The sequence below is a fragment of the Variovorax sp. SRS16 genome (assembly GCF_901827165.1).
GTDB lineage: Bacteria > Pseudomonadota > Gammaproteobacteria > Burkholderiales > Burkholderiaceae_C > Variovorax.
The window spans coordinates 3,389,948-3,413,288 of sequence record NZ_LR594666.1 but is presented as its reverse complement, the minus strand read 5'-3'; the positions used below and the strand labels follow the sequence as shown (position 1 = coordinate 3,413,288).

Sequence of the window (23,341 nt, the reverse complement as noted above, 5' to 3'; positions counted from 1 at the left end):
CTACCATTCACTTCACCCCCATCATTGGAGAGATGCGATGAGCTGTTTTCCCGGGATTCCTTCCCTCCGTGCCGCTGCACGATGCGTCCTCGTGGCGATGGCCGGCGCGGGCGCCTTCACGCTGGCCGCGGCCGAGGCCGCCGAGCCGATCAAGATCGGCATCATCGCGCCGATGAGCGGGCCGAATGCGCGCTACGGCGCCTTCGCCAACAAGGGCGCCGCGCTGGCGGCCAAGGAGATCAACGACGCCGGCGGGCTGCTCGGGCGCAAGCTCGAGCTGGTGAGCGGCGACAGCCAGTGCGTGCCGGCCGAGGGCGTGGCCGCGACGCAGCGCATGATCAGCCTCGACAAGACCCCGATCATCATCGGCGACGTCTGCAGCTCCGTCACGCTGGCGATGGAGCCGCTGGTGGAGGAATCGAAGGTGCTGCTGGTCAATGCGGCCTCGTCGAACCCCGACATCACCTACAAGGCCGGCGTCGGCGGCTTCAAGTGGACCTTCCGCAACTACCCGACCGACGAAGTCCGCGCGGCCACCGTGCTCGAGTACGCGGTCAAGACCAAGGGCTTCAAGAAGTTCGCGGTGCTCTCGGTCGACAGCGACTACGGCCGCGGCGCCATCAAGTTCACCAAGCGCTACCTGCCGAAGTACGAGGGCGCCGAGATCCTCAGCGAGGACTACTACAAGGACTCCGAGACCGATTTCCGCTCGGTGCTGAGCAAGATCCGCCGTTCGGGCGCGCAGGCCATCATCCTCTACGGCCAGGCCGACACCACGCCGATCATCGCGCGCCAGATGCTGGAGCTGGGCCTGGCCGGCAAGGTGGCGCTGGTCGGCAACGGCGAGTTCAACACCAAGGAAACCATCGCCGCCGCGCCCAAGGTCATGAACGGCGCCGTCGAGGCCGCCGCCTGGCTGCCCGAGGTGCCGGCGCCGCGCAGCCTGAAGTTCGTCGAGGACTACAAGAAGGCCTACGGCGGCGAGATGCCCAACAACCACGCCTACACCCACTACGACACGCTGCAGCTGGTCGCGCAGGCGATCCGCAACGCCAAGAGCGCCAAGGGCGAGGACGTGCGCAATGCGCTCGCCGTGATCAAGTACGACAGCCCGATGGGCGTGGTCACCTTCGACGACCACAACCAGGCGGTGCAGCCGATGGTGCTCTTGGAGATCGTCGACGGCAAGCCCGTGATCAAGGGCACGATCACCACCAAGGTCGACTACGGGACGGCCGCGAAGTAGGGCGCAGGAACATCCCGTGAGCTCCTTCATCTTCGAGCAGATCGTCAACGGCATCATCACCGGATCGATGTACGCGCTGGTCGCCGCCGGCATGACGATGATCTTCGGCGTGCTGCGCGCCATCAACTTCGCGCATGGCGAGTACTACATGCTCGGCACCTTCGCCGCCTGGTGGGTCATGACGCAGCTGGCGGCCGACTACAGCTTCGCGATCATCGGCGGCGTCGCGATCGTCTGCGTGATCGCGGTGCTGATCGGCCGCTTCGTGATGCAGCGCCTGATCGGCCAGCCCTTCCAGGCCGGCGTGCTGGCCACGCTGGGGCTGTCGCTGATCCTGCAGAACGTCGTCATCCTCGCCTTCGGCGGCGGCTACAAGGTGTTCAACGGAGGCTGGATCGAGCCGATCGAGCTCGGCGACTTCGGCATGTCGCAGCAGCGCGTGATCCTCGTCGTGGTCACCATCGCGGTGTTCGCCGGGCTCGAATGGATGGTGCGCAGCACGCGGCTGGGCCGCTCGATCCGCGCGGTGTCGCAGAACATCGAGTGCTGCCAGGTCAACGGCATCGACGTCGAGCAGGTGGTGCGGCGCACCTTCCTGATCGGCGTCGCCATCGCGGCGCTCTCCGGCATCCTGACCGGGCCGATCAACGTCAGCATCTACGGCGGCATGGGCGAGTCGATCACGCTCAAGACCTTCGCCGTGATCGTGATGGGCGGCATGGGCAACGTGCGCGGCACGCTGATCGCCGGCTGCCTGCTGGGCATCGTCGAGAGCCTGGTCGCCGGCTACATCGGCCTGCAGTACCGCGACTCGGTCGGCTTCATCGCGCTCCTGCTGATGCTGATGTTCCGGCCGCACGGCCTGTTCAGCAGCAAGGCCCGGTTCTGAAACCCCCTCCATGCAACGGGCCCTCATGACAACCACCACGCTGGACACCCCCCGCCTGCCGGCCGCACGGCTGGCCACGGTGAACTGGAGCGCCTGCGCGCTCGCCCTGGCCGCGCTGCTGGCGGCGCCGCTCTTCCTCGGCGACTACTACCTGCACGCCATGGTGCTGGCGATGATCTTCCTCTTGCCCGCGCTGGGGCTGAACCTGATCCTCGGCTACACCGGCATGCTCTCGCTCGCGCAGGGCGTCTTCTTCGGCATCGGCGCCTATGCGTCGGCGCTGATGTCGCTGCACTTCGGCACGCCCTTCTTCCTCAACTTCCTGATCGCCGGCGCGGTCGCGGGGCTGATCGCGCTGCCGCTCGGCATCCCGGCGCTGCGGCTGCGCGACACCTCCTTCGTCATGTGCACACTGGGGCTGGTGGTGATCGCGCAGATGGTGTCGAAGAACTGGATCGATCTCACCCGCGGCGACATGGGCCTGTCGGGCGTGCCGCGTCCGCGGCTGGGCTTCGGCGACATGGCCTTCACCGTGATCAAGGCGCCCGACTACTTCTACCTCGTGCTGGTGCTGGCGGCGATCGCGGTGGCGGCCTTCGTCGCGCTGATCCGCTCGCCGGCCGGCCGCTGCATGGTGGCGATCCGCGACAACGAGATGCTGGCCGAGTCGCTCGGCGTGCCGACCTGGACCTACAAGCTCATCGTCTTCATGCTGAGCGCAGTCTTCGCCGGGCTCGGCGGCAGCCTCTACGCGCACTTCTCGACGGTGGTGAGCCCGCTGGTGTTCCAGTCCTACTACTCCAACACCATCCTGATCATCGTGCTGGGCGGTGGCGTCGGCCGGGTGCCGGGCGCGATCATCGGCAGCTTCGTCTTCGTCGCCGTGTCGGAGGCGCTGCGCATCACGCCCGAGCTGCGCATGGTGATCTACGGCTTCGTGCTGCTCGGCCTGGTGTTCCTGTTCCCGAAGGGGCTGGCGCCGCTGTTCGAGCGCTTCGCCGAACGCATCGCCGGCATCGGCCGGGCGGAGAAGCACGATGGCCGCTGAAAGCTCCATGCTGCGCATCGAAGGCCTGCGCAAGAACTACGGCGCGGTCGCCGCGCTGCAGGGCGTCGACATCGAGGTCCGGCGCGGCGAGGTGATGGGCCTGATCGGGCCCAACGGCTCGGGCAAGTCGACGCTGTTCGACTGCTGCACCGGGCTGCAGAAGAGCGATGCCGGGCGCGTGCTGCTCAAGGGCATCGACATCACCGGCTGGCCGATGAACCGCATCGCGCGCGAAGGCCGGTTCCTGCGCAGCTTCCAGAAGACGGTGGTCTTCCCGACGCTCGACTGCGAAGAGAACCTGGTGCTCGCGGGCCAGATGTCGCGCTTTCCGAACGTGCTGTCCACCTTCTGGATCGGCCCGGCCGCAAGGCGGCGCGTGAAGGCGCTGCGCGAGCGGGCGCGCGAGCTGATCGAGATCGCGGGCCTCGCGCGCGTCGCGCACCTGCCGGCCGGCCACATGTCGGGCGGCCAGCAGAAGCTGCTGCAGTTCGCCTCGATGCTGATGCCCGAGCCCGAGCTGATCCTGCTCGACGAGCCGCTGGCCGGCATCAATCCGGTGCTGATCGAGAAGGTGATCCAGAGCATCGAGCACGCGAACCGCGAACTGGGTGTGACCTTCGTCGTCATCGAGCACAACACCGACGTGCTGATGAACCTGAGCCATCGCGTGGTGGTGCTGCACCAGGGCAGCAAGCTGGCGGACGACACGCCGGAAGCGGTCGTGAAGAACCCCGAAGTGATCGAAGCCTACCTCGGCGGTTGAAATATGAAACACCCCCAGGCTTGCCCACTTCGTGTGGCCGCCCACCCCCTTGCAGGGGGCAACACCAGCGGCCCGGCAAAGCCGGTTCCGCGGTGTTCCTGGAGTTTGGCCCTTCTTGATCTGGAGAACTGAAATCGTGGAACTCGAAATCGACAACCTGCGCGCCGGCTACGGCCACCTCGACATCCTGCACGGCGTGGACCTGAAGATCCGCCACGGCGAGTTCGTCACGCTGCTCGGTCCCAACGGGGCCGGCAAGTCGACGCTCCTGAAATCGCTGTTCGGCATGACCACCCACAAGGGCGGCTCGATCCGCTGGAAGGGCAAGGACATCGCCGGCCTGCGCCCGCAATCGATGCTGGCGCACGGCATCGCCTACGTGCCGCAGGGCCGCTGCAACTTCCAGCTGATGACCATCGACGAGAACCTCGAGATGGCCGCCTACACGCTGAAGGACGGCGACCTGAAGGGCGAGCGCGAGTACGTCTACGACCTGTTCCCGATCCTGCGCACGCGCCGCAACGAGTTCGCCGGCAACATGTCCGGCGGCGAACAGCAGCTGCTCGAGATGGCGATGGCGGTGCTGCGCCGGCCCGAGATCCTGCTGGTGGACGAGCCCTCGGTCGGCCTGTCGCCGCAGGCGATCACGCTGGTCTTCAACGAACTCAAGCGCCTGCACCAGGGCGGCCGCACGATCCTGCTGGTCGAGCAGAACACCCGCAAGGCGATGGAGGCGGCCGAGCGCGCCGTGGTGCTGCGCCTGGGCAAGGTGATCTGGGACAGCCCCACCCGCGAACTCAGCAGCACCGACCTGGGCGAACTCTTCATGACGGGCCGGCGCGCAGCCGACGCGGCCACGGCCTGACACCGACGCAATCCAACCGAACACTGAAGGAGCTGAAAGGCATGAAACTGGCATTCGACACGGGTGGCACGTTCACCGACTTCGCGATGACCGAGGACGACGGCAGCATCCTGCTGCACAAGGTGCTGAGCACGCCCGATGCGCCGGCGCGCGCCGTGCTGCAGGGCGTGGACGAGCTGCTCGCCAAGGTGCGCGCCAGGCACGCCGGCAAGGCGGCCGGCGCCGGCACGCTGCAGATCCTCGGCGCGACCACGGTGGTGACCAACGCGGTGCTCGAACGCCGCGGCGTGCACACCGCCTTCATCACCACCGACGGCTTCCAGGACATGCTGCGCATCCGCACCGAAGGCCGCTACGACCTCTACGACCTGCGCATCCAGTACCCCGAGCCGCTGGTGTCGCGCGAGCTGTGCTTCGGCGTCGACGAACGCATCGCGGCCGACGGCACGGTGATCAAGGCGCTGGACGAGGAGGGCGTGCGCGCCATCGGCCGCACGCTGCTCGAGAAGAATGTCGAGTCGGTCGCCGTGTGCCTCTTGCATGCCTACAAGTACGCGCAGCACGAGCGCCGCGTCGCCGAGCTGCTGGCCGAGGTGGCGCCCGGCATCTCGGTGTCGCTGTCGTCGACCGTGTGCCCCGAGGTGCGCGAGTACGACCGCGCCTCGACCACCGTGGTCAATGCCTACACGCGGCCGATGATGGTGGGCCACGTGAACCACCTCGAGCGCGAGCTGTCGCAGCGCGGCGTCGAAGGCCAACTGCTGTGGATGACCTCCAGCGGCGGCGTGGTGCCGAGCTCCTCGGCCTCGCGCACGCCGGTGCGCCTCATCGAATCCGGCCCGGCCGCCGGCGCCGTGGCCGCGGCCGACTATGCGCGCCAGGCCGGCGAGCAGAGCGTGCTGTCCTTCGACATGGGCGGCACCACCGCCAAGCTGTGCCTGATCCCGAACGGCCAGCCGATGGTGGCCAACGACCTCGAGGTGGCGCGGCACGAGCGCTTCCGCAAGGGCAGCGGCTTCCCGCTCAAGATCCAGTCGATCCACATGATCGAGATCGGCGCCGGCGGCGGCAGCATCGCGGCGCGCAACAAGCTGGGGCTCCTGGGCGTCGGCCCGCGCAGTGCCGCGGCGGCGCCGGGCCCGGCCTGCTATGGCCGCGGCGGCACCGAGCCTACCGTCACCGATGCCGACCTGCTGCTCGGCTACCTCGACGAGAAATCCTTCCTCGGCGGCGATTTCGCGCTCGACCGGCCGGCGGCCAAGGCTGCGATGGCGCGGCTGGCCGATGACCTCGGCATCAGCACCGAGCGCTGCGCCTGGGGCATCCACGACATGGTCAACGAGAGCATGGCCGAGGCGGCCTCGATGCAGGCCACCGACAGCGGCGTCGATCCGCGCGCATTGCCGCTGATCGCCTTCGGCGGCGCCGGCCCGGTGCATGCCTATGGCGTGGCGCGCAAGCTCGGCATCCGCAAGGTGATCTGCCCGCTGGGCGCGGGCGTGACCTCGGCCATCGGCCTGCTCGGCGCGCCGGTCGCGGCCGACCTGTCGACCAGCCTGCCGATGCGGCTGTCGGCCTGGAACCCGAGCGCGGTGAACGTGGTCAAGGCCAGCCTCGCGGCGCAGGGCCGCGAGGTGGTGCTGGCGAGCAAGGTGCCGGCCGACCGCATCGGCTTCAGCTACACGGTGGACATGCGCCATGTGGGGCAGGGCTACGAGATCTCGGTCGCATTGCCCGATCTCGATCCGGCCGATCCGGCCTTCCTCGCCGAGCTCACGGCGCGCTTCCATGCCAACTACGTCGCGTTGTACGGGCGCGCCGTCACCGGCACCGATGCCGAGATCATCACCTGGCGCATCCGCGCCAGCGGCCCCAAGGGCGAGGTGTCCCTCGCCGGCCTGCGCGGCGAGGCCGGTGCCGTGCGTGATCCGCGCAAGGGCACGCGGCCGGTGTTCTTCTCCGAGCTCGGCAAGTTCGTCGATGTGCCGGTCTACGACCACTACGCGCTGGTGCCCGGCGTGCCGGTCGAAGGGCCGGCCATCATCGAGCAGCGCGAGTCGACCGTGGTGATGGGCCCGAACGCCAGCGCCTCGCTCGATGCCCAGCACAACCTGATCATGCTTCTGTCCTGAAGGCCCATGCCATGCCCATCCTCCGACCCGACTTCAACGATCCGATCACGCTGCAGGTGATGTGGGACCGCCTGGTCTTCATCGCCGACCAGGCCGACAGCGCACTCGGCCGCACCGCCTTCTCGCCCATCGTGCGCGAGAACCACGACTACGTGAACGTGCTGCTCGATGCCAAGGGCCGCGCGCTGGCGCAGTGCACCTGGTCGATCCCGGTGTTCATCACCACGCTGCCGATGGCGGCGCAGAACTATTTCCTGCCGGCCTTTCCACCCGAGTCGCTGGAGCCCGGCGACGTGCTCGCCACCAACGACCCGGTGATCGGCACCGGCCACCTGCCGGACATGGTCATGCTCACGCCGATCTTCCGCCACGGCAAGATCGTCGCCTACGCGGGCAGCATCGCCCACCTGCCCGACATCGGCGGCCGGCCGCAGTCGCCCGATTCGACCGACATGTTCGAGGAAGGCATCCGCATCCCGATGCTGAAGCTGTTCAAGGCCGGCCAGCCCAACACCGACGTGTTCTCGGTCATCGAGGCCAGCGTGCGGCTGCCGCACGAGGTGCGCGGCGACATCCAGAGCATGGTGGCGGCCAACGAGGTGATGTGCCGCGAGCTGACCCGCTTCATGGACGAATACGGCCTCGACGACTGCGACGAACTCGGCGAGGCCATCTTCAGCCGCTCCGAGCGCCACATGCGCAAGGCGATCGCGGCCTGGCCCAACGGCAGCTACAAGGCCGACATGACGATCGACGGCTTCGAGACCGAGGTCAAGCTGTGCGTCAGCGTGGAGGTGCGCGACGACTCGATCCACGTCGACTACACCGGCACTTCGCCCGAGGTCGCGCGCGGCATCAACGTCGTGCCGCACTACCGCGTCGCGCACAGCGTGTATGCGCTCAAGTGTCTGCTCGATCCGGACACGCCCAACAACGAGGGCTGCATGGTCGCGCTCACCGACTCGGCGCCTGCGGGCTCGATCCTCAACCCGCGCCCGCATGCGGCCGGCGCGGCGCGCAACCTGGTGGGCCATTGCATCCCGAGCCTGATCTTCAAGGCGCTGCAGGACGTGGTGCCCGATGGCGCGATGGGCGACAGCGGCGGCGCGCCGATCTGGGGCATCAACTGCCAGGGCCAGCGCTCGGATGGGACGGCCTACGGCAGCGCGCAGAATTTCCATGGCGGGCAGGGCGGCCGGTCGTCGATGGACGGGCTCGACACGCTGAGCTTTCCGTCCAACTGTCGCGTGACGCCGATCGAGATGTACGAGCTCGCGGTGCCGGTGCTGACCGAATGCAAGGAGCTGATTCCCGACTCGGGCGGCCCCGGCAAATTCCGCGGTGGGCTCGGCCAGCGCGGCGTGATCCGCAACCTGTCGGACCGCGAGATGAACATCTACCTGAGCACCGAGCACGTGAAGTACCCGTGCCTCGGCGTGCTCGGCGGACAGGCGGGCCGCAACGGCGCCGTGATGCATGACGGCCAGCCGGTGTTTGCGAAAGGCCGGCTGGTGCTCGCCCCCGGCGAGCGCCTCACGATCGAGCTGCCGGGCGGCGGCGGCTGGGGCGATGCGGGGCAGCGTTCGCGCTTGCAGATCGAAGACGATCTGCGGCAGGGCCTGATCAGCACGGCAGGCGCGCTGGCCGACTACGGCTACGAAGCGGCCGTGCCCGCGAAGCCTGTCAAGGTGGCGGCATGAGCGCCGGCACGGCACTGAAGGGCCAGGTCGCGCTGGTCACCGGCGGCGGCTCCGGCATCGGCCGCTCGACCGCGCGGAGGCTCGCGGCCGAGGGCGCGCGCGTGGTGGTGATGGGCCGGCGCAAGGAACCGCTCGACGCGGTGGTGGCCGAGATCCACGCCGCCGGCGGCCAGGCCTGGGCGCGGCAGGCGGACCTGCAGCAGCGCGAGCAACTCCAGGATCTGGTCCGATGGATCGAGGCCGAGATCGGCGCCGTCGGCATCCTCGTCAACAACGCGGGCCTGACCAGCCGCGTGCGCAACATCCGCTGGATCGAGCCGGACGATTGGGAGTCGGCCATCTCGGTCAACCTCACGGCCGTCTACGTGCTGATGCAGGCGGTGTTGCCCGGCATGCTGGCCGCGGGCGCGGGGACGATCGTCACCGTCTCGTCGCTGGCCGCGGTGCGGCCCAACCTGCTGGGCGGCGCACCGTATGGCGCGGCCAAGGCGGCGGTGCTCAACCTGATGGGCTTCATGCACGGCACCTTCCGCAACCACAACATCCGCTCGACGACGATCCTGCCGGGCGAAGTCGACACGCCGATCATGGACACGCGCGTGCGCCCGCCGACGGCATCGGAGCGCGCCGCGATGGTCGCGCCCGACGATGTGGCGCGTGCGATCCTGCTGGCCTGCACGCTGCCGCAGGGCACGACGATCGAGCAACTGGTGATCAGCCCGACGCTGGCGCGCGACCAGGGGCCCGACATCGAGATCAGCCGCTGGCTCGGCGCGCCCGAAGGCACGGCCGGCAAACCCTGAACGAATGAGAGACGACACGATGAACGGCAAATCACTTCACGAGCGGCTGGCGCGCGGCGACAGCGTGCTGATGGTCAACCCCAACCACATCTCGCCGACGCTGTGCGAGAAGCTGGTGCGCTCGGGCGCGGACTCGGTCTTCATCGACTGCGAGCACGGCCTCGCGAGCTTCGAGGATATCCACCACATGGCCAAGGCCGCGCGCTATGCGGGCGGCTTCGGAATCGTGCGGCCGCAGAACCAGGAGCGCTCGACCCTCACGCGCTGCCTCAACGCGGGCGCCGACGGCGTGATGGTGCCGCTGATCCACACGGCCGAGATCGCGCGCCAGGTGGTGCACACCTTCCGCTATGCGGTGCCGGACGACCATGCGAGCAAGCTGCTGATCGCGATGGTCGAGACGGTGGAGGCGGTGGGCAACCTCGACGAGATTCTGGCGGTGGAGGGCATCGACGTGTTCTTCGTCGGGCCTGGGGATCTGTCGCAGTCGATGGGCTATTCGCCTTCGGTCGCGGCCGGCAAGCGGCGTCCGCAGCCGGCGCTGGACCTGGTCGACGAGACGCTGCGGCGTATTCGTGCGGCGGGCAAGGTCGCGGGCACGCTCGTTGTTCGGCACGATGTGGAGCATCTGGTGTCGATGGGGGCGCAGCTGCTTTACTACCATGCGGATCCGTTCGTGGTCGAGGGTGTGGCGGCGATGCGGGGGCTTTCCGCGCCGCGTTGAATACCGTCGCAGCTTGCTTTCCTCTTTCTTGTCCCCTCTCCCTTCGGGAGAGGGTTAGGGTGAGGGCGCGGGCCTTGGAAACGGTGCGACCCCATCCATCGCCCGGTGCCCTCACCCCAGCCCTCTCCCGGAGGGAGAGGGAGCAAGACCCCGGCGCCGAAGGCGCAGCAGCGCTCGCACACCAACGAAGCCCGCGCCGCTGACCGGGCGCTCCTTCCACAGGGCAAGAACCGCAAAACTAGTCAGCAGCCCGTATCCCGATAAACCGCCCCTCGACGAACAGATCGTCGATCTGCTTGCGCAAGATACGCAACACCGCATCCGCCTGATCCGACATCGGCAGATGATCGGTCACGCACAGCGAGATCGTCGCCTGCAGGTCCGGCTCGACGATGCGCCGGATCACCGGCTGCCTGTTGCCCGATGACATATCGGCCAAGGCAGAAGGCAGCACCGTCGCGCCGAGCCCCGCATCGATCGCCTGGTGCAGCGTGGAGGCCGACTCGATCTCGGCAATGATGCGCGGCGCGATGCCGATGCGCGCGAACTCGTCGTCCAGCAGCCGCCGCAGGAAATGCATGCGGCTCGGCAGCAGCATGTCGATGCCGGCCAGCGCGCGCAGAGGGATCGTCTGGTCGTCGGACGCGGGCAATGGCATGCCCGCCGGCGCGATCAGGAACAGCTCCTCGGTCAGCAGCGGCTGCAGCGTCACCCCCTTGATCGGGCTGCCCGCATAGATGATCGCCATGTCCATGCGACCCGTCATCACCATCTCGCTCAGCACCAGGCCGAAGTTGTCGTTGATGAACAGGTTGACCTGCGGATATTCGCGCCGCACCGCCTGCAGCAGCGGCATCGACAGGATCGAGGCCGTGCTGTAGGTTGCCAGGCCCACCGAGACCGCGCCCGCGATGAAGCTCGCATCGCTGCGCTCGGCAAGGTCGCGCTCCGCCTGCTCGAGATGGCTCAGGATCAGCTGCGCATGCCGATACAGTTCGCTGCCCGCGCGCGTCGGCGTGACGCCCGCATTCGAGCGGTTCAGCAGCTTGTGCCTGAAGTGGTCCTCGAGCGATGCGATGTGCTGGCTCAATGCAGACTGCGCCACGCCCAACTGATGCGCCGCGGCAGAAAGGCTTCTTGCATCCACGGCGGTGACGAAGCTCTTCAAGGTCTTGAAATTCACCGTCATCGCGCTGATCGTAACCCCGGTTGACGCCTCCGAGCGATGGCTCGATGCTTGCTTGAAACACACCCCAAGAAGCAAGCACGAGGCCTCGCTTTGAATCTCAGGCGTCTGAAGTATTTCGTGAAGATCGTCGATGTCGGCAGCCTGACGCAGGCCTCCGAGGTGCTGCACGTCGCGCAGCCGGCGCTCAGCCAGCAGCTCGCGACGCTCGAAGGCGAGTTCAGGCAGCAGCTGCTGCTGCGCACGCAGAAGGGCGTGGTCCCGACCGAGGCCGGCCGTGCGCTCTACCGCCATGCCCAGATCATCCTGCGCCAGTTCGAGCAGGCGCAGTCCGACGTGCTCCACGCCGGGCGCGCGCTGTCGGGCCAGGTCTCGGTCGGACTGGCGCCGGGCACGGCGGCGTCGGCGCTCGCGCTGCCGCTGCTGCAGACGGTGCAGGGCCGCTACCCGCAGATCGTGCTGCACATCAACGAGAACTTCGGCACCACGCTGTGCGACGTGGTGCGCGACGGCCGCATGGACATGGCCGTGCTGTACGGCGGCGAGCGCGTCATGCAGGGCCTGTCCTTCGACGCGCTGCTGACCGAAGACCTGTTCGTCGTGGCGCCCGAAGGCATGCTGGGCCAAGAGGACGAGGTGGCGCTGGCCGAACTGCGCGACGTCGACCTGCTGCTGCCGCGTTCGAGCAACCAGCTGCGCAAGCACGTCGACCAGGCCTTCGCGTCGGCGCGCATCGTGCCGCACGTGGTGGCGGAGATGGAGTCGTCGAACACGCTGGCCGCGGCCATCGCCTCGGGCGTGGGCGCGACGATTCTGCCGGTCTCGATGGCGCGCGGCGTGGCCGCCATGGCGGCGGTCGAGCTGCGCCGCATCGTGTCGCCGACGATCGAGGTGCCGCTGTCGCTGTGCGCGTCCGACCACCTGCCGCTGTCGGAGCCGGCGCAGGCGGTCAAGGCCATTCTGCTGGAACTCGTGGACCGGCTCGAACGCGAGGCCGGCCTGCACGCGCTGCACTGAAGCTGCGTGCGGCGCTCGTCCTAGTTGGCGCAGCGCGCTTCGAGCGCGTCGATGAAGGAGCGGTCCCAGCGGCCTTCTTTCATCGCGCGCATGGTTTCCGCTTCGGCCTTGAGATGCGCGCGCGCCTTCTCGATCAGCAGCTCGGCCTCTTCGGGCGCGAAGGCCATCAGGCCGTCCTGGTCGCCGACCACGATGTCGCCGGGACGCACCAGCATGCCGCCGACCGACACGGGCACGTTGATCTCGCCGGGTCCGTCCTTGTACGGGCCGCGGTGGTTGACGCCGCGCGCATAGACCGGGAAGTCGCGCTCGCGGATCTCGGCCAGGTCGCGGATCGCGCCGTCGAGCACCACGCCGACGGTGCCGATCGTCGCGGCATAGAAGGACAGGATGCCGCCGATCACCGCATTGGTCACGTCGCCGTCGGCATCGATCACGATCACGTCGCCGGGCCGGCAGAACTCGAAGGCGCGCAGCAGCGTGAGGTTGTCGCCGCCGCGCGATTTCAGCGTCACTGCCGTGCCGGCCATCGTTGCCGGCCCGGGACGGTGGTAGGGCTGCAGGCCGACGCTGCCGATGTTGCGGTGCATGTTGTCGCTCAAGGCGGCGACGGGAATGTCGCGCAGCGCGGCGATGATCTTGGCGTCGACCTGCGGGGCCGACGGGTTCTTGCGGATGCCTTTGAATTGCATGGGGTGTCCTTGGTCAAGCGTGGGGTGCGGGCGCTCAGCGCAGCTCGGCGACGGCGCGGGCGATGCGCGCGCAGCCTTCCTCGAGGATCTCGATGGAGGTTGCGATCGACAACCGGAAGTAAGGAGACAGGCCGTAGGCCGTGCCGGCGACCGTGGCCACGCCCTGGCTTTCGAGCAGGTACATCACGACGTCGCCGTCCTCGTTCAGCACCTTGCCTTGCGGCGTGGTCTTGCCGATCAGGCCGCTGCAGCGGACGTAGAGGTAGAAGGCGCCGGGCGGCGTCGCGCAGCTCAGGCCGGGGATCGCATTGATCAAGGACAGCGTGCGGTCGCGGCGCTGCTTGTAGATCGCGACGCTCTCGGCCACGAAGCCCTGGTCGCCGTTCAGCGCGGCGGCTGCGGCGGCCTGGCTCACCGAGCAGCAGTTGCCGGTCGATTGCGACAGCAGCGTGTCCAGCGCCTGGATCAGCACGGCCGGCCCGGCCGCATAGCCGATGCGCCAACCCGTCATCGCATAGGTCTTGGAGACGCCGTTGACCACCAGCGTGCGATCGCGCAGCACGGGCGCGACCGCGAGGATGTGCGGCGTCGACCGGCCGTCGAAGCGGATGTGCTCGTAGATGTCGTCGGTCATCACCATCACGTGCGGATGCCGCGCCAGCACCTCGGCCAGCGCGCGGTATTCGTCGGCCGTGTAGCTGGCACCGGTGGGATTGCTCGGCGAGTTGATCAGGAGCCAGCGCGTGCGCGGCGTGATGGCCGCTTCGAGCTGCGCCGGCGCGAGCTTGAAGCCCTGCGACTCGGGGCAGGCGATGGTGACCGGCGTGCCGTCGCAGGCCAGCACCATGTCGGGGTACGACACCCAGTAGGGGGCGGGGATGATGACCTCGTCGCCCGGCTCCAGCGTGATCGCGAAGGCGCTGTAGATCGCGCTCTTGGCGCCGCTGGTGGCGATGATCTCGTTCAGCGCGTAGGCGAGGCCGTTCTCGCGTTCGAGCTTGGCGGCGATGGCCTGGCGCAGTTCGACCGTGCCCGCCATCAGCGTGTAGCGCGTCGCGCCTTTCTCGATCGCGGCTGCGGCGGCCTGGCGGATGTGGGGCGGCGTGTCGAAATCGGGCTCGCCGACGACGAGGTTGACGATCGATTGGCCCTGGCGGCGCAGCTCGTTGGCGCGGTCGGCGGCGGAGGTGCTGGGCGAGGGCTTGATGCGGCGCACGCGGGCAGCGATGCGTAAGGCGGTCATGGTCTTCCTTGGGATGCGGCGGGGTGGACAGGCTCCACGGTACGGTCATCGCGCGTCCAAGGCCAAGACAAGATCGCTCTGGTTCTATAGGCAGTGCTTATGGTGAGCCCGGGTAGGCGCCCCCGCGGGCCGGTGCTAGGCTCGGCTTTTGCATGGGGACACGGCGTGAACCTGCGGCGCCTCAAATACTTCGTGAAGATCGTGGACATCGGCAGCCTGACGCAGGCGGCCGAGGTTCTTTACATTGCCCAGCCTGCGCTGAGCCAGCAGCTGGCCACGCTCGAGGGCGAGGTGCGCCAGCAACTGCTGGTGCGCACCAAGCGCGGTGTCACGCCGACCGAGGCCGGCAAGGTGCTGTACCGCCATGCGCAGATCATCCTGCGCCAGTGCGAGCAGGCCAGCGTCGACATGGAAGCGGCCGGGCAGGGCGTGTCGGGGCAGGTGTCGGTGGGCCTGGCGCCGGGCACGGCGGCCTCGGCGCTGTCGCTGCCCCTGCTGCGCACGGTGCGCGCGCGCCATCCCGGCATCCTGCTCTACCTCAACGAGAACTACGGCACCACGCTGAGCGAGCTGATCATGAATGGCCGCATGGACCTGGCCGTGCTCTACGGCGACAAGGCGATCCATGGGCTGTCCTTCCTGCCGCTGCTGAAAGAGCCGCTGTTCCTGGTCGGCCCGGCCTCCATGCCGGTGCCGGCGCAGCCGGTGAGGCTGGCCGACCTCGGCGAGATCGAGCTGTTCCTGCCGCGGCCCTACAACGTGGTGCGCAAGCTGGTGAGCGAGGCCTTCGGGCGCCTCGGCATGGCGCCGCGCGTGGTGGCCGAGATCGAGTCGGCCTTCACGCTCACCGCGGCCATTGCCGACGGGCTCGGCGCCACCATCCTGCCGGCCTCGATGGCGCGCGAGGTGGTGGCGGCCTGCGGCGCCTGGCAGTTCCGCATCGTCGATCCGGTGATCGAGGCGCCGCTCGCGCTGTGCCAGTCGGACCACCTGCCGCTGTCGGAGCCGGCGCAGGCGGTGAAGGACATCCTGCTCGAGCTGGTCACCGACCTTGCCGCCACCGTGCCCTCGGCGCCCGAACCGGCCCTCAGCGCCTTGTCATAAGGCACCCTTATCCCGGCACAGCCAATCCGTCTTTGGCCTCGGGCGCCAGACGGGCTACCTTTCATGCCTGCCGTCACGCGTTCGCGGAATGCGTCGGCCACCAAGGAGCTTCCGTCGCAGCGACGGGTCCGGCATGAACCAGGAACAGATCAAGACCTTCATCGATGCGCTCGCCGCGTCGGCGCTGTCGGAGCTGGAATTCAGCGAGAACGGCTGGACGCTGCGGCTTGCGAAGCATGCGGCGCCGGCTGCGATCGCGCCGGGCATCGACGCGCCGGCGTCCGCGCTGCGGGCTGCAACGTCCGCCGAATGCCTGGCGCCGCTGTACGGCGTGGTGCATCTGCAGGGCACGCCCGGCGATCCGCCCTTTGTCGAAGCCGGGCAGGCGGTCGCGGCCGGCCAGACGCTGTGCGTGATCGAGGCGATGAAGGTGTTCAACGAAGTCCGCGCCGAGCGCGACGGCGTGCTGCAGTCGGTGCTGGTGGCCTCGGGCGACGAGGTCGAGGCCGGCCAGCCGCTGTTCCGCTTCGCCTGAGGAATGGATGCCATGTTCGACACCGTCCTGATTGCCAACCGCGGCGAGATCGCCTTGCGCATCCTGCGCGCCTGCCGCGGGCTCGGCTTGCGCACCGTGGTCGCGTATTCGCAGGCCGATCGCGAGGCGGACTATGTCGCGCAGGCCGACGAGGCGCTGTGCATCGGGCCGGCGGCGCCGGGGCAAAGCTATCTGAACCAGAGCGCGATCCTGTTCGCGGCCGAGGTCAGCGGTGCGCAGGCGATCCATCCGGGCTACGGCTTCCTGTCGGAGAACGCGGGCTTTGCCGAGCGCATCGAGCAAGCGGGCCTGGTGTTCGTCGGGCCGAGTGCGGCCTGCATCCGCACGCTGGGCGACAAGGTCGCGGCCAAGCGTGCGATGCGGCGTGCGGGCGTGCCTTGCGTGCCCGGGCCGGACGAAGGCCTGCCTGAAGATCCCACCGCCATCAAGACGCTGGCGCGCGAGGTCGGCTACCCGGTGATCGTGAAGGCCGCCGGCGGCGGCGGCGGACGTGGCATGCGCGTGGTGCACGACGAGGCAGGGCTGCTCGACGCGCTGGCGCTGACGCGCGAAGAAGCACGGCGCGCCTTCGGCAATCCCGAGGTGTACATCGAGAAGTTTCTGGTGCATCCGCGCCATGTCGAGATCCAGGTGCTGGCCGACAAGCACGGGCACGCGGTGTGGCTCGGCAGCCGCGACTGTTCGCTGCAGCGGCGCCACCAGAAGGTGATCGAGGAGGCACCCGCGCCCGGCATCGACGAGGCGCTGATCGCCGAGGTCGGCGAGCGCTGCGCGGCGGCCTGCCGGCAGCTCGGCTATGCCGGCGTCGGCACCTTCGAATTCCTCTACGAGAAGGGCGCCTTCTATTTCATCGAGATGAACACGCGGCTGCAGGTCGAGCATCCGGTGACCGAGATGACCAGCGGCATCGACATCGTGCAGCAGCAGCTGCGCATGGCGCGCGGCGAGCTGCTCGGCTTCACGCAGGCCGACGTGCGCTGCCACGGCCATGCGATCGAATGCCGCATCAATGCCGAAGACCCCGACACCTTCGCGCCCTCGCCCGGCCGCATCACCGGCTGGCAGATGCCCGGCGGCTTCGGCGTGCGCGTCGATTCGCATGCCAACGCCGGCTACCGCGTGCCGCCGTACTACGACTCGATGATCGCCAAGCTGATCGTGCAGGGCACGACGCGCGCCGATGCGCTGGACCGCATGCGCCTCGCGCTGTCGGAGATGCGCGTCGAGGGCATCGCGACCAACGTGCCGCTGCATCGGCGCATCCTGCGCGACGCGGGCTTCGATGCCGGCGGCGTCGACATCCATCATCTCGAACGCTGGCTCGCCGCGGGGAGTGCCGCATGAATGCATCGCATGCGGCCACCAGTCTGCTTGGCACCAGCGCGATGCTGTTCGAGGCGCCGGGCGAACTCACATTGAATTCGCAGCAACGCATCTGGGCGCTGGCGCACGAGGCCGAGGGCTGGCCCGAGGTGCGTGAAGCGGTGCCCGGCATGAACAACCTGATGCTCAGCTTCGTGCGGCCGCCGCGCGACGTGGCGGCACTCGAGGCGCGACTGATCGCGGCATGGGACGCGGTGCACGCGCTGTCGCGCGAAGGCCGCGTGGTCGAGCTGCCGGTGGTCTATGGCGGCGAAGGCGGCCCGCACATGGCGGACGTGGTCGCGCACACTGGACTCGGCGTGGACGAGATCGTCGAGCTGCACAGCGCGCCGCTGTACCCGGTGTATGCGCTCGGCAGCCACCCGGGCTACTGCTATCTGGGCGGCATGGACGCACGCATCGCCACGCCGCGGCGCAAGGTGCCGGTGCTGAGCATCCCGGGTGGCGCGGTGTCGATCGGCGGCGCGCAGACCGGCGTGTCGGCCTCGGCCGGGCCGAGCGGCTGGAACACCATCGGCAGCACCTCGATGTGCTTCTTCGATCCCGCGCAGGACCCGCCCGCGATGCTGCAGCCCGGCGACATGATCCGCTTTCGCGTGCAGAAGGTGCTTCGATGATCGAGATCCTTTCCGCCACCGCGCTCGCCACCGTGCAGGACCTGGGCCGCAACGGCAGCCTGCGATGGGGCGTCGGCAGCTCCGGCGCCATGGACAAGCTTGCGCTCGCGGCCGGCAACCTGATGCTCGGCAACGACGCGAACGCGGCCGGCATCGAGGTGCCGGTGTTCCCGTTCAAGCTGCGCTTCGATGAAGACTGCGCCTTCGCGCTGACCGGCGCCGACTGCGCCGCGCGGCTCGACGACGAGGCCTTGCTGCCCTGGTGGGCGCATCGCGCACGGGCCGGCCAGGTGCTCACGCTGGGGCTGCCGCAGGGCGGCGCGCGGCGCGGCAGCCGCGCGATGGTGTGCGTGGCCGGCGGCATCGACGTGCCCGAGGTGCTCGGCTCGCGCAGCACGCAATTGCGCGGCGCCTTCGGCGGCCACGAGGGCCGCGCGCTGCGCCGCGGCGACGTGCTGCGCGCCGCGCGCGCCGGCGCGGATGGCGTCACCGGCTTCGGGCTGGTCCCGCCGGCGCTGGCGCTGCCGCTCGATGTCGATGGCGTGCCCGCGGTGCGCGTGCTGCCGGCGGCCGAATACCTGCGCTTCGAGGAGGCCTCGCGCGCCGCGTTCTGGTCGAAGCCATGGAAGATCACCGCGCAGAGCGACCGCTACGGCTATCGCCTCGAAGGCGAGGCGCTGCGGCCGGTGGCGCCGATGGAGATGCGCTCGCACGGCATCGTGCCGGGCGTGATCCAGGTGCCGCACAGCGGGCAGCCGATCATCCAGATGCGCGACGCGCAGCCTTCGGGCGGCTATCCGAAGTTCGGCACGGTGATCGAGGCCGATCTGTGGCGCCTCGGCCAGGCGCCGATCGGCAGCCGGATCCGTTTCGTCGAGACGAACTGGGACGAGGCCGTCGCCGCGCTGGAAGAAACCGAGGCCTGGCTGTGCAAGGTGGGCCGGATGGTCGGCCTGCATCGCGGATCGCCGGCGGTCGCATCATGAAGACGCCCGCCGAGCTGGAACAGCTCACGGCCTGGCTCGCGCAGACCGACATCGGCCTGCTGGAGCTGCGCATGCCGGGCGGCACGGTGCGGCTGGACAACCCGCGCCCCGCCGCGCGCGCGACGGCGCCGGGCACGGCGATCGCCGCGCCCTCGGTCGGCGTGTTCCTGCACGGCCATCCGCTCGCCGAAGGGCCCCTCGTGCGCGCGGGCGAATGCGTGCGTGCAGGACAGCCCGTGGGCCTGCTGCGCATCGGCCCGCTGCTGCTGCCGGTCGCCGCGCCGCGCGACGGCGTGGTCGCGGCCATGCGCGCGGCTGATGGCACGCTGGTCGGCTACGGCACGGCACTGGTCGAACTGCAAGCGCCCTGAAGCACCAACGAAGGACAGCTACACCATGGACATCGATCTGAACGCCGATCTCGGCGAGGGTTTCGGCCCCTGGCGCATGGGGGAGGACGAGTCGCTGCTGGAGATCGTCTCCTCCGCCAACGTGGCCTGCGGCTTCCATGCCGGCGATCCGGTCATCATGGAGCGCACGGTGCGCATGGCGAAGGCGCGCGACGTCGATGTCGGCGCGCATGTGGGTTTTCCCGACCTGCTCGGATTCGGGCGGCGGCCGATGCAGATCGACGTGAAGGAGCTCGCGAGCTACGTGCTCTACCAGCTCGGTGCGCTGGCCGGCATGGCGCGCACCGCGGGACACCGCATGACGCACATGAGCTTCCACGGCGCGCTCGGCAACATGGCCGCGGCCGACGCCGCGCTGGCCGGGCCGCTGGTGCGCGCGGTCGCGGACTTCGACCCCGCGCTGATCGTCAGCACCTCGGCCAGCCGCGCGATCGAGGATGCGGCGCGCGATTGCGGCCTGCGCGTCGCGATCACCTTCCTGGCCGACCGCGCCTGCCATGCCGACGGTCTCCTGGTGCCGCGCAAGCTGCCCGATTCGGTGATCCATGACCGCGACATCGTGCTGGCCCGCGTGCGCCAGCTGCTGGCCCAGGGCACCGTCACCGCCTACGACGGCCAGACGATTCCGATGAAGGCGAACTCGATCCTGCTGCATGGCGATACGCCGGGCGCGGTGGCACTCGCGCGCGCGGTGCGCGAGGTGGTCGAACAGGCCGGGCGCATCGTGCCGATCTCGCGCCAGCTTGCATGACATAAGGGTGTCTTATTGCTCCACAGCCAATCCGTCTTGGCGTGTCGCGAAGCCGCTCGATACAGTGAATTCAACAGCACAGACAGACAAGGAACCGAAGATGCCTTTTTCCGATTACAAGACCGCACTGGTGACCGGCGCCTCCTCGGGCATCGGGGCCGCGGTGGTCGAGCGCCTGTGCAAGGAAGGCCTCACGGTCCACGCGCTGGCGCGCAGTGCCGGCAAGCTGGCCGAGCTGGCCGAACGCACCGGCTGCATCCCGCAGGCCATCGACGTCAGCGATCTCGCGGGCATCACCGCGCTGACGAAGAAGGTCGAGTTCGACGTGCTGGTCAACAGCGCCGGCGTCGACCGGCCGGGCTCGATCCTGAAGGCGGATGCCGAGGGCATCGACCTGCTGATCGACGTCAACCTGCGCGCCGTGCTGCACCTGTGCCGGCTGGTGCTGCCGGGCATGGTGGCGCGCGACCGCGGCCACGTGGTCAACATCAGCTCCATCGCGGCGGCCTACAACTTCGGCGGCAACAGCACCTACCACGCAACCAAGGCCGCGGTCAGCATGCTGTCGCGCCAATTGCGCATCGATGCCTACGGCAAGCGCGTGCGCGTGACCGAGATCTGCCCGGGCCGCGTGGCCACCGACATCTTCGCGCACGTGCATGGCGATTCGGACGAGATCCGCGCGCGCTTCATCGACGGCTTCGAGCTGCCGCAGGCCGCGGACATCGCCGATGCGATCGCCTTCGCGATCGCGGCGCCGATCGCGGTCAACGTCGGCCACATGGAAATCACGCCCACGCTGCAGGTGCCGGGCGGCCTGTCCACCGCGCGGCCCGAGGCGCCGCAGGCCTGAGCGGCACGGTCCTCCCGCAACCACCACGCAACCGGGAACGCGCATGAAGGACTTCGACCTGATCGCCGTCTTGATGAAGCCGGAATTCGGCGCCATGCTGCTGCACGGCGTGGAGGCAACGCTGGAGATCGCAGCCGGCTCGTGGCTGCTCGCGATGGCCATCGCGCTGGTGCTGCTGGTGGTGCGGCTGACCACCAATCCGGTGGCCGAGCGCGTGGTCGCGGCCTATGTCTCCTACCACCGCAACGTGCCGACGCTGGTGCAGCTGATGTTCTGGTACTTCGGCATCTTCAGCCTGCTGCCCGATGCGCTGCAAGGCTGGCTTTCGGCGCACAACGCCGAGCTGCTGCTGTCGATCGTCGCGCTCGGCCTCTGCCAGGCCGCGTACTTCAGCGAGGACATGCGCTCCGGTCTGCGTTCCATTCCGCCCGGGCAGTCCGAGGCGGCGCGTGCGCTGGGCCACGGCTACATCGGCGCGATGCGCCATGTGCTGCTGCCGCAGGCGATCCGCAACGCGGTGCCGGCGCTGGTCAATCACAGCGTGTCGCTGTTCAAGAACAGCAGCCTCGCGATGGCGATCGGCGTCGCCGAGTTGACGCATGCGGTGAAGGAAATCGAGAGCCAGAGCTTCCGCGCCTTCGAGGCCTACAGCGTGGCGACCCTCCTCTACCTGTTCTTCTCGCTGCTGATCATGGCCGGCGGCGCGTGGCTGGCCCGGCGCTATCGCATCGTCGGAGCGAGGTGAGCGATGTACAGCGTCTACGAAATCCTTCGCGACAACTGGCTGCTGCTGCTGGTCGGGCAGTATCCGAGCGGCCCGCTCGGCGGCATCGTCGCCACGCTGATCCTGTCGGTGCTGGGCATCGTGCTGGCCTTCCCGCTGTCGGTGCTGCTGGCGCTGGCGCGGCTGTCGCCCTGGCGCGCGCTGCGCTGGCCCGCGGCGGTGCTGGTGTACGTGGTGCGCGGCGTGCCGCTCCTGATGGTGATCCTGTGGGTCTACTTCCTGGTGCCGATCCTGGTCGGGCGCGAGGTCTCGGGCTTCACCACCATGCTGTGCACGCTGGTGATCTACGAGGGCGCCTACCTGTCCGAGGTGGTGCGCGCCGGCATCCTGGCGCTGCCCAAGGGCCAGACCGAAGCCGCGCGCGCGCTCGGCCACAGCCATCTCGGCACGATGTGGTCGGTGATCCTGCCGCAGGCGCTCTACAACATGCTGCCGAGCATGCTGAGCCAGTTCATCTCGACCATCAAGGAAACCACGCTGGGCTACGTGATCAACGTGCAGGAACTCACCTTCGCGGCCAACCAGATCAACAACCAGCTGCTGACCAAGCCGTTCCAGGTCTTCTTCATCCTGGCGATGACCTACTACGTCGTCTGCTTCAGCCTCACGCAACTCGCGCAGTGGGTGGAGCGGCGCATCGCCCACAAGCGGCTCGGCGCGAAGACGGCGGCGCTGCCCGGCGGCGACGTGTCCCTGCCGCCGCCCATCGTCGCGAATCCCTGAGGAGACTTTGCATGACTTCCGCTTCCGGTACCGATGCCATGATCCTGTTCTCCCACATCGACAAGTGGTACGGCGACTACCAGGCGCTGGCCGACATCAACGCCGAGGTGAAGAAGGGCGAGGTGGTGGTCGTGTGCGGGCCTTCGGGCTCGGGCAAGTCGACCTTGATCCGCACCGTCAACCGGCTGGAAGAGATCGGCAAGGGGCAACTGCTGTTCGACGGCCACGACATTCACGCGCCGATGCGAAGCGCTGCGCTCAACCGGCTGCGCAGCCGCATCGGCTTCGTGTTCCAGAGCTTCAACCTGTTCCCGCATCTGTCGGTGCTGGAGAACATCATGCTGTCGCCGATGCGCGTGCTCGGCGTGAAGCGCGCGGATGCCAAGGCCAAGGCCGCGCAGCTGCTGGAGCGTGTCGGCCTCTCGAACAAGGCGGGCGCCTATCCGGCGCAGCTTTCGGGCGGCCAGCAGCAGCGCGTGGCGATCGCGCGTGCGCTCGCGATGGAGCCGCCGGCGATGCTGTTCGACGAACCCACGAGCGCGCTCGACCCCGAGATGGTGGGCGAGGTGCTCTCGGTGATGCGCAGCCTCGCCGACGAAGGCATGACCATGATGTGCGTCACGCACGAGATGAATTTCGCGCGCGACGTGGCCGATCGCGTGTGGTTCATGGACGCGGGGCGGATTCTTGAAGAGGCGGATCCGGAGACCTTCTTCAACAGCCCTCAGCATCCGCGTGCCAAGCGCTTCTTGTCCGATCTGCGAGCGCATTGATGGCACACCCCCAGTCTTCGCGCACTTCGTGTCGCTTCGCCAACCCCCTTGCAGGGGGCAACACCGGCGGACCGGCGAAGCCGGATCCGCGGT

General features: G+C 68.7%; 24 protein-coding genes. 21 read left to right on the top strand and 3 right to left on the bottom strand.

What is annotated here, in order from left to right; genetic code table 11:
• The first annotated feature begins 37 nt into the window (after positions 1-37).
• From E5P2_RS16495 to E5P2_RS16455, 9 genes are all read left to right on the top strand, one after another.
• On the top strand, positions 38-1,246 hold the full coding sequence (locus tag E5P2_RS16495; protein ID WP_174262676.1) for an ABC transporter substrate-binding protein: 1,209 nt from the start codon (positions 38-40) through the stop codon (positions 1,244-1,246).
• Between the two features lie 16 nt (positions 1,247-1,262).
• Positions 1,263-2,135, top strand: coding sequence for a branched-chain amino acid ABC transporter permease (locus E5P2_RS16490; RefSeq protein ID WP_162568204.1), 873 nt, complete (start codon positions 1,263-1,265; stop codon positions 2,133-2,135).
• 25 nt (positions 2,136-2,160) lie between these two features.
• Positions 2,161-3,183 (top strand): branched-chain amino acid ABC transporter permease, encoded by a 1,023-nt coding sequence (locus E5P2_RS16485; protein WP_232077087.1) that lies wholly within the window; start codon positions 2,161-2,163, stop codon positions 3,181-3,183.
• Complete coding sequence (locus E5P2_RS16480) at positions 3,173-3,946, top strand: ABC transporter ATP-binding protein (protein WP_162568202.1); 774 nt, start codon at positions 3,173-3,175, stop codon at positions 3,944-3,946. Before E5P2_RS16485 ends, E5P2_RS16480 begins: the two co-directional genes overlap by 11 nt.
• Positions 3,947-4,082: 136 nt before the next feature.
• Positions 4,083-4,811 (top strand): branched-chain amino acid ABC transporter ATP-binding protein, encoded by a 729-nt coding sequence (locus tag E5P2_RS16475; RefSeq protein WP_162568201.1) that lies wholly within the window; start codon positions 4,083-4,085, stop codon positions 4,809-4,811.
• Positions 4,812-4,852: 41 nt separating this feature from the next.
• Positions 4,853-6,943 (top strand): hydantoinase/oxoprolinase family protein, encoded by a 2,091-nt coding sequence (locus E5P2_RS16470; RefSeq protein WP_162568200.1) that lies wholly within the window; start codon positions 4,853-4,855, stop codon positions 6,941-6,943.
• Positions 6,944-6,954: 11 nt separating this feature from the next.
• Entirely contained in the window at positions 6,955-8,643 is a 1,689-nt protein-coding gene (locus E5P2_RS16465; protein WP_162568199.1) for a hydantoinase B/oxoprolinase family protein, read from the top strand.
• Positions 8,640-9,446 (top strand): SDR family oxidoreductase, encoded by an 807-nt coding sequence (locus tag E5P2_RS16460; RefSeq protein ID WP_162568198.1) that lies wholly within the window; start codon positions 8,640-8,642, stop codon positions 9,444-9,446. Before E5P2_RS16465 ends, E5P2_RS16460 begins: the two co-directional genes overlap by 4 nt.
• Before the next feature lie 19 nt (positions 9,447-9,465).
• Positions 9,466-10,170 carry an HpcH/HpaI aldolase family protein gene (locus tag E5P2_RS16455; protein ID WP_162568197.1) on the top strand — a complete coding sequence of 235 codons (705 nt, stop codon included), beginning with the start codon at positions 9,466-9,468 and terminating at the stop codon, positions 10,168-10,170.
• Positions 10,171-10,408: 238 nt separating this feature from the next.
• On the opposite strand, the gene E5P2_RS16450 is transcribed toward E5P2_RS16455, so the two are convergent.
• Positions 10,409-11,359 (bottom strand): LysR substrate-binding domain-containing protein, encoded by a 951-nt coding sequence (locus E5P2_RS16450; protein ID WP_162568196.1) that lies wholly within the window; start codon positions 11,357-11,359, stop codon positions 10,409-10,411.
• 90 nt (positions 11,360-11,449) lie between these two features.
• Between E5P2_RS16450 and nac (E5P2_RS16445) the strand changes: the two genes are divergently transcribed.
• On the top strand, positions 11,450-12,373 hold the full coding sequence (gene nac / locus E5P2_RS16445) for a nitrogen assimilation transcriptional regulator NAC (protein WP_162568195.1): 924 nt from the start codon (positions 11,450-11,452) through the stop codon (positions 12,371-12,373).
• A gap of 20 nt (positions 12,374-12,393) precedes the next feature.
• Here nac (E5P2_RS16445) and E5P2_RS16440 read toward each other — a convergent pair whose 3' ends face one another.
• Entirely contained in the window at positions 12,394-13,065 is a 672-nt protein-coding gene (locus E5P2_RS16440; RefSeq protein ID WP_162568194.1) for an RraA family protein, read from the bottom strand.
• Between the two features lie 34 nt (positions 13,066-13,099).
• Positions 13,100-14,308: an aspartate transaminase gene (locus E5P2_RS16435; RefSeq protein ID WP_162568193.1), complete on the bottom strand. Its 1,209-nt coding sequence runs from the start codon at positions 14,306-14,308 to the stop codon at positions 13,100-13,102.
• A gap of 165 nt (positions 14,309-14,473) precedes the next feature.
• On the opposite strand from E5P2_RS16435, the gene nac (E5P2_RS16430) reads away from it, so the two are divergent.
• The 11 genes from nac (E5P2_RS16430) (at position 14,474) to E5P2_RS16380 (ending at position 23,248) form a co-directional block, all read left to right on the top strand.
• The gene (gene nac, locus E5P2_RS16430; protein ID WP_162568192.1) at positions 14,474-15,412 is read left to right on the top strand and encodes a nitrogen assimilation transcriptional regulator NAC; all 939 of its coding nucleotides are present in this window, start codon (positions 14,474-14,476) and stop codon (positions 15,410-15,412) included.
• Between the two features lie 133 nt (positions 15,413-15,545).
• Positions 15,546-15,947 carry an acetyl-CoA carboxylase biotin carboxyl carrier protein gene (locus tag E5P2_RS16425; protein ID WP_162568191.1) on the top strand — a complete coding sequence of 134 codons (402 nt, stop codon included), beginning with the start codon at positions 15,546-15,548 and terminating at the stop codon, positions 15,945-15,947.
• Positions 15,948-15,959: 12 nt separating this feature from the next.
• On the top strand, positions 15,960-17,312 hold the full coding sequence (gene accC, locus E5P2_RS16420; RefSeq protein WP_162568190.1) for an acetyl-CoA carboxylase biotin carboxylase subunit: 1,353 nt from the start codon (positions 15,960-15,962) through the stop codon (positions 17,310-17,312).
• Positions 17,309-17,968, top strand: a complete 660-nt coding sequence (gene pxpB, locus E5P2_RS16415; RefSeq protein WP_162568189.1) for a 5-oxoprolinase subunit PxpB — start codon at positions 17,309-17,311, stop codon at positions 17,966-17,968. The genes accC and pxpB overlap by 4 nt, the downstream gene beginning before the upstream one ends.
• The gene (locus tag E5P2_RS16410; RefSeq protein ID WP_162568188.1) at positions 17,965-18,954 is read left to right on the top strand and encodes a biotin-dependent carboxyltransferase family protein; all 990 of its coding nucleotides are present in this window, start codon (positions 17,965-17,967) and stop codon (positions 18,952-18,954) included. The genes pxpB and E5P2_RS16410 overlap by 4 nt, the downstream gene beginning before the upstream one ends.
• Entirely contained in the window at positions 18,951-19,325 is a 375-nt protein-coding gene (locus E5P2_RS16405; protein ID WP_162568187.1) for an acetyl-CoA carboxylase biotin carboxyl carrier protein, read from the top strand. Before E5P2_RS16410 ends, E5P2_RS16405 begins: the two co-directional genes overlap by 4 nt.
• Before the next feature lie 25 nt (positions 19,326-19,350).
• Positions 19,351-20,115, top strand: coding sequence for a LamB/YcsF family protein (locus E5P2_RS16400; RefSeq protein WP_162568186.1), 765 nt, complete (start codon positions 19,351-19,353; stop codon positions 20,113-20,115).
• Positions 20,116-20,215: 100 nt separating this feature from the next.
• Complete coding sequence (locus tag E5P2_RS16395) at positions 20,216-20,968, top strand: SDR family oxidoreductase (RefSeq protein ID WP_162568185.1); 753 nt, start codon at positions 20,216-20,218, stop codon at positions 20,966-20,968.
• Positions 20,969-21,011: 43 nt separating this feature from the next.
• Positions 21,012-21,713 (top strand): amino acid ABC transporter permease, encoded by a 702-nt coding sequence (locus E5P2_RS16390; RefSeq protein WP_162568184.1) that lies wholly within the window; start codon positions 21,012-21,014, stop codon positions 21,711-21,713.
• A gap of 3 nt (positions 21,714-21,716) precedes the next feature.
• Positions 21,717-22,475, top strand: coding sequence for an amino acid ABC transporter permease (locus tag E5P2_RS16385; protein WP_162568183.1), 759 nt, complete (start codon positions 21,717-21,719; stop codon positions 22,473-22,475).
• A gap of 38 nt (positions 22,476-22,513) precedes the next feature.
• On the top strand, positions 22,514-23,248 hold the full coding sequence (locus E5P2_RS16380) for an amino acid ABC transporter ATP-binding protein (protein ID WP_162570514.1): 735 nt from the start codon (positions 22,514-22,516) through the stop codon (positions 23,246-23,248).
• Positions 23,249-23,341 lie beyond the last annotated feature (93 nt).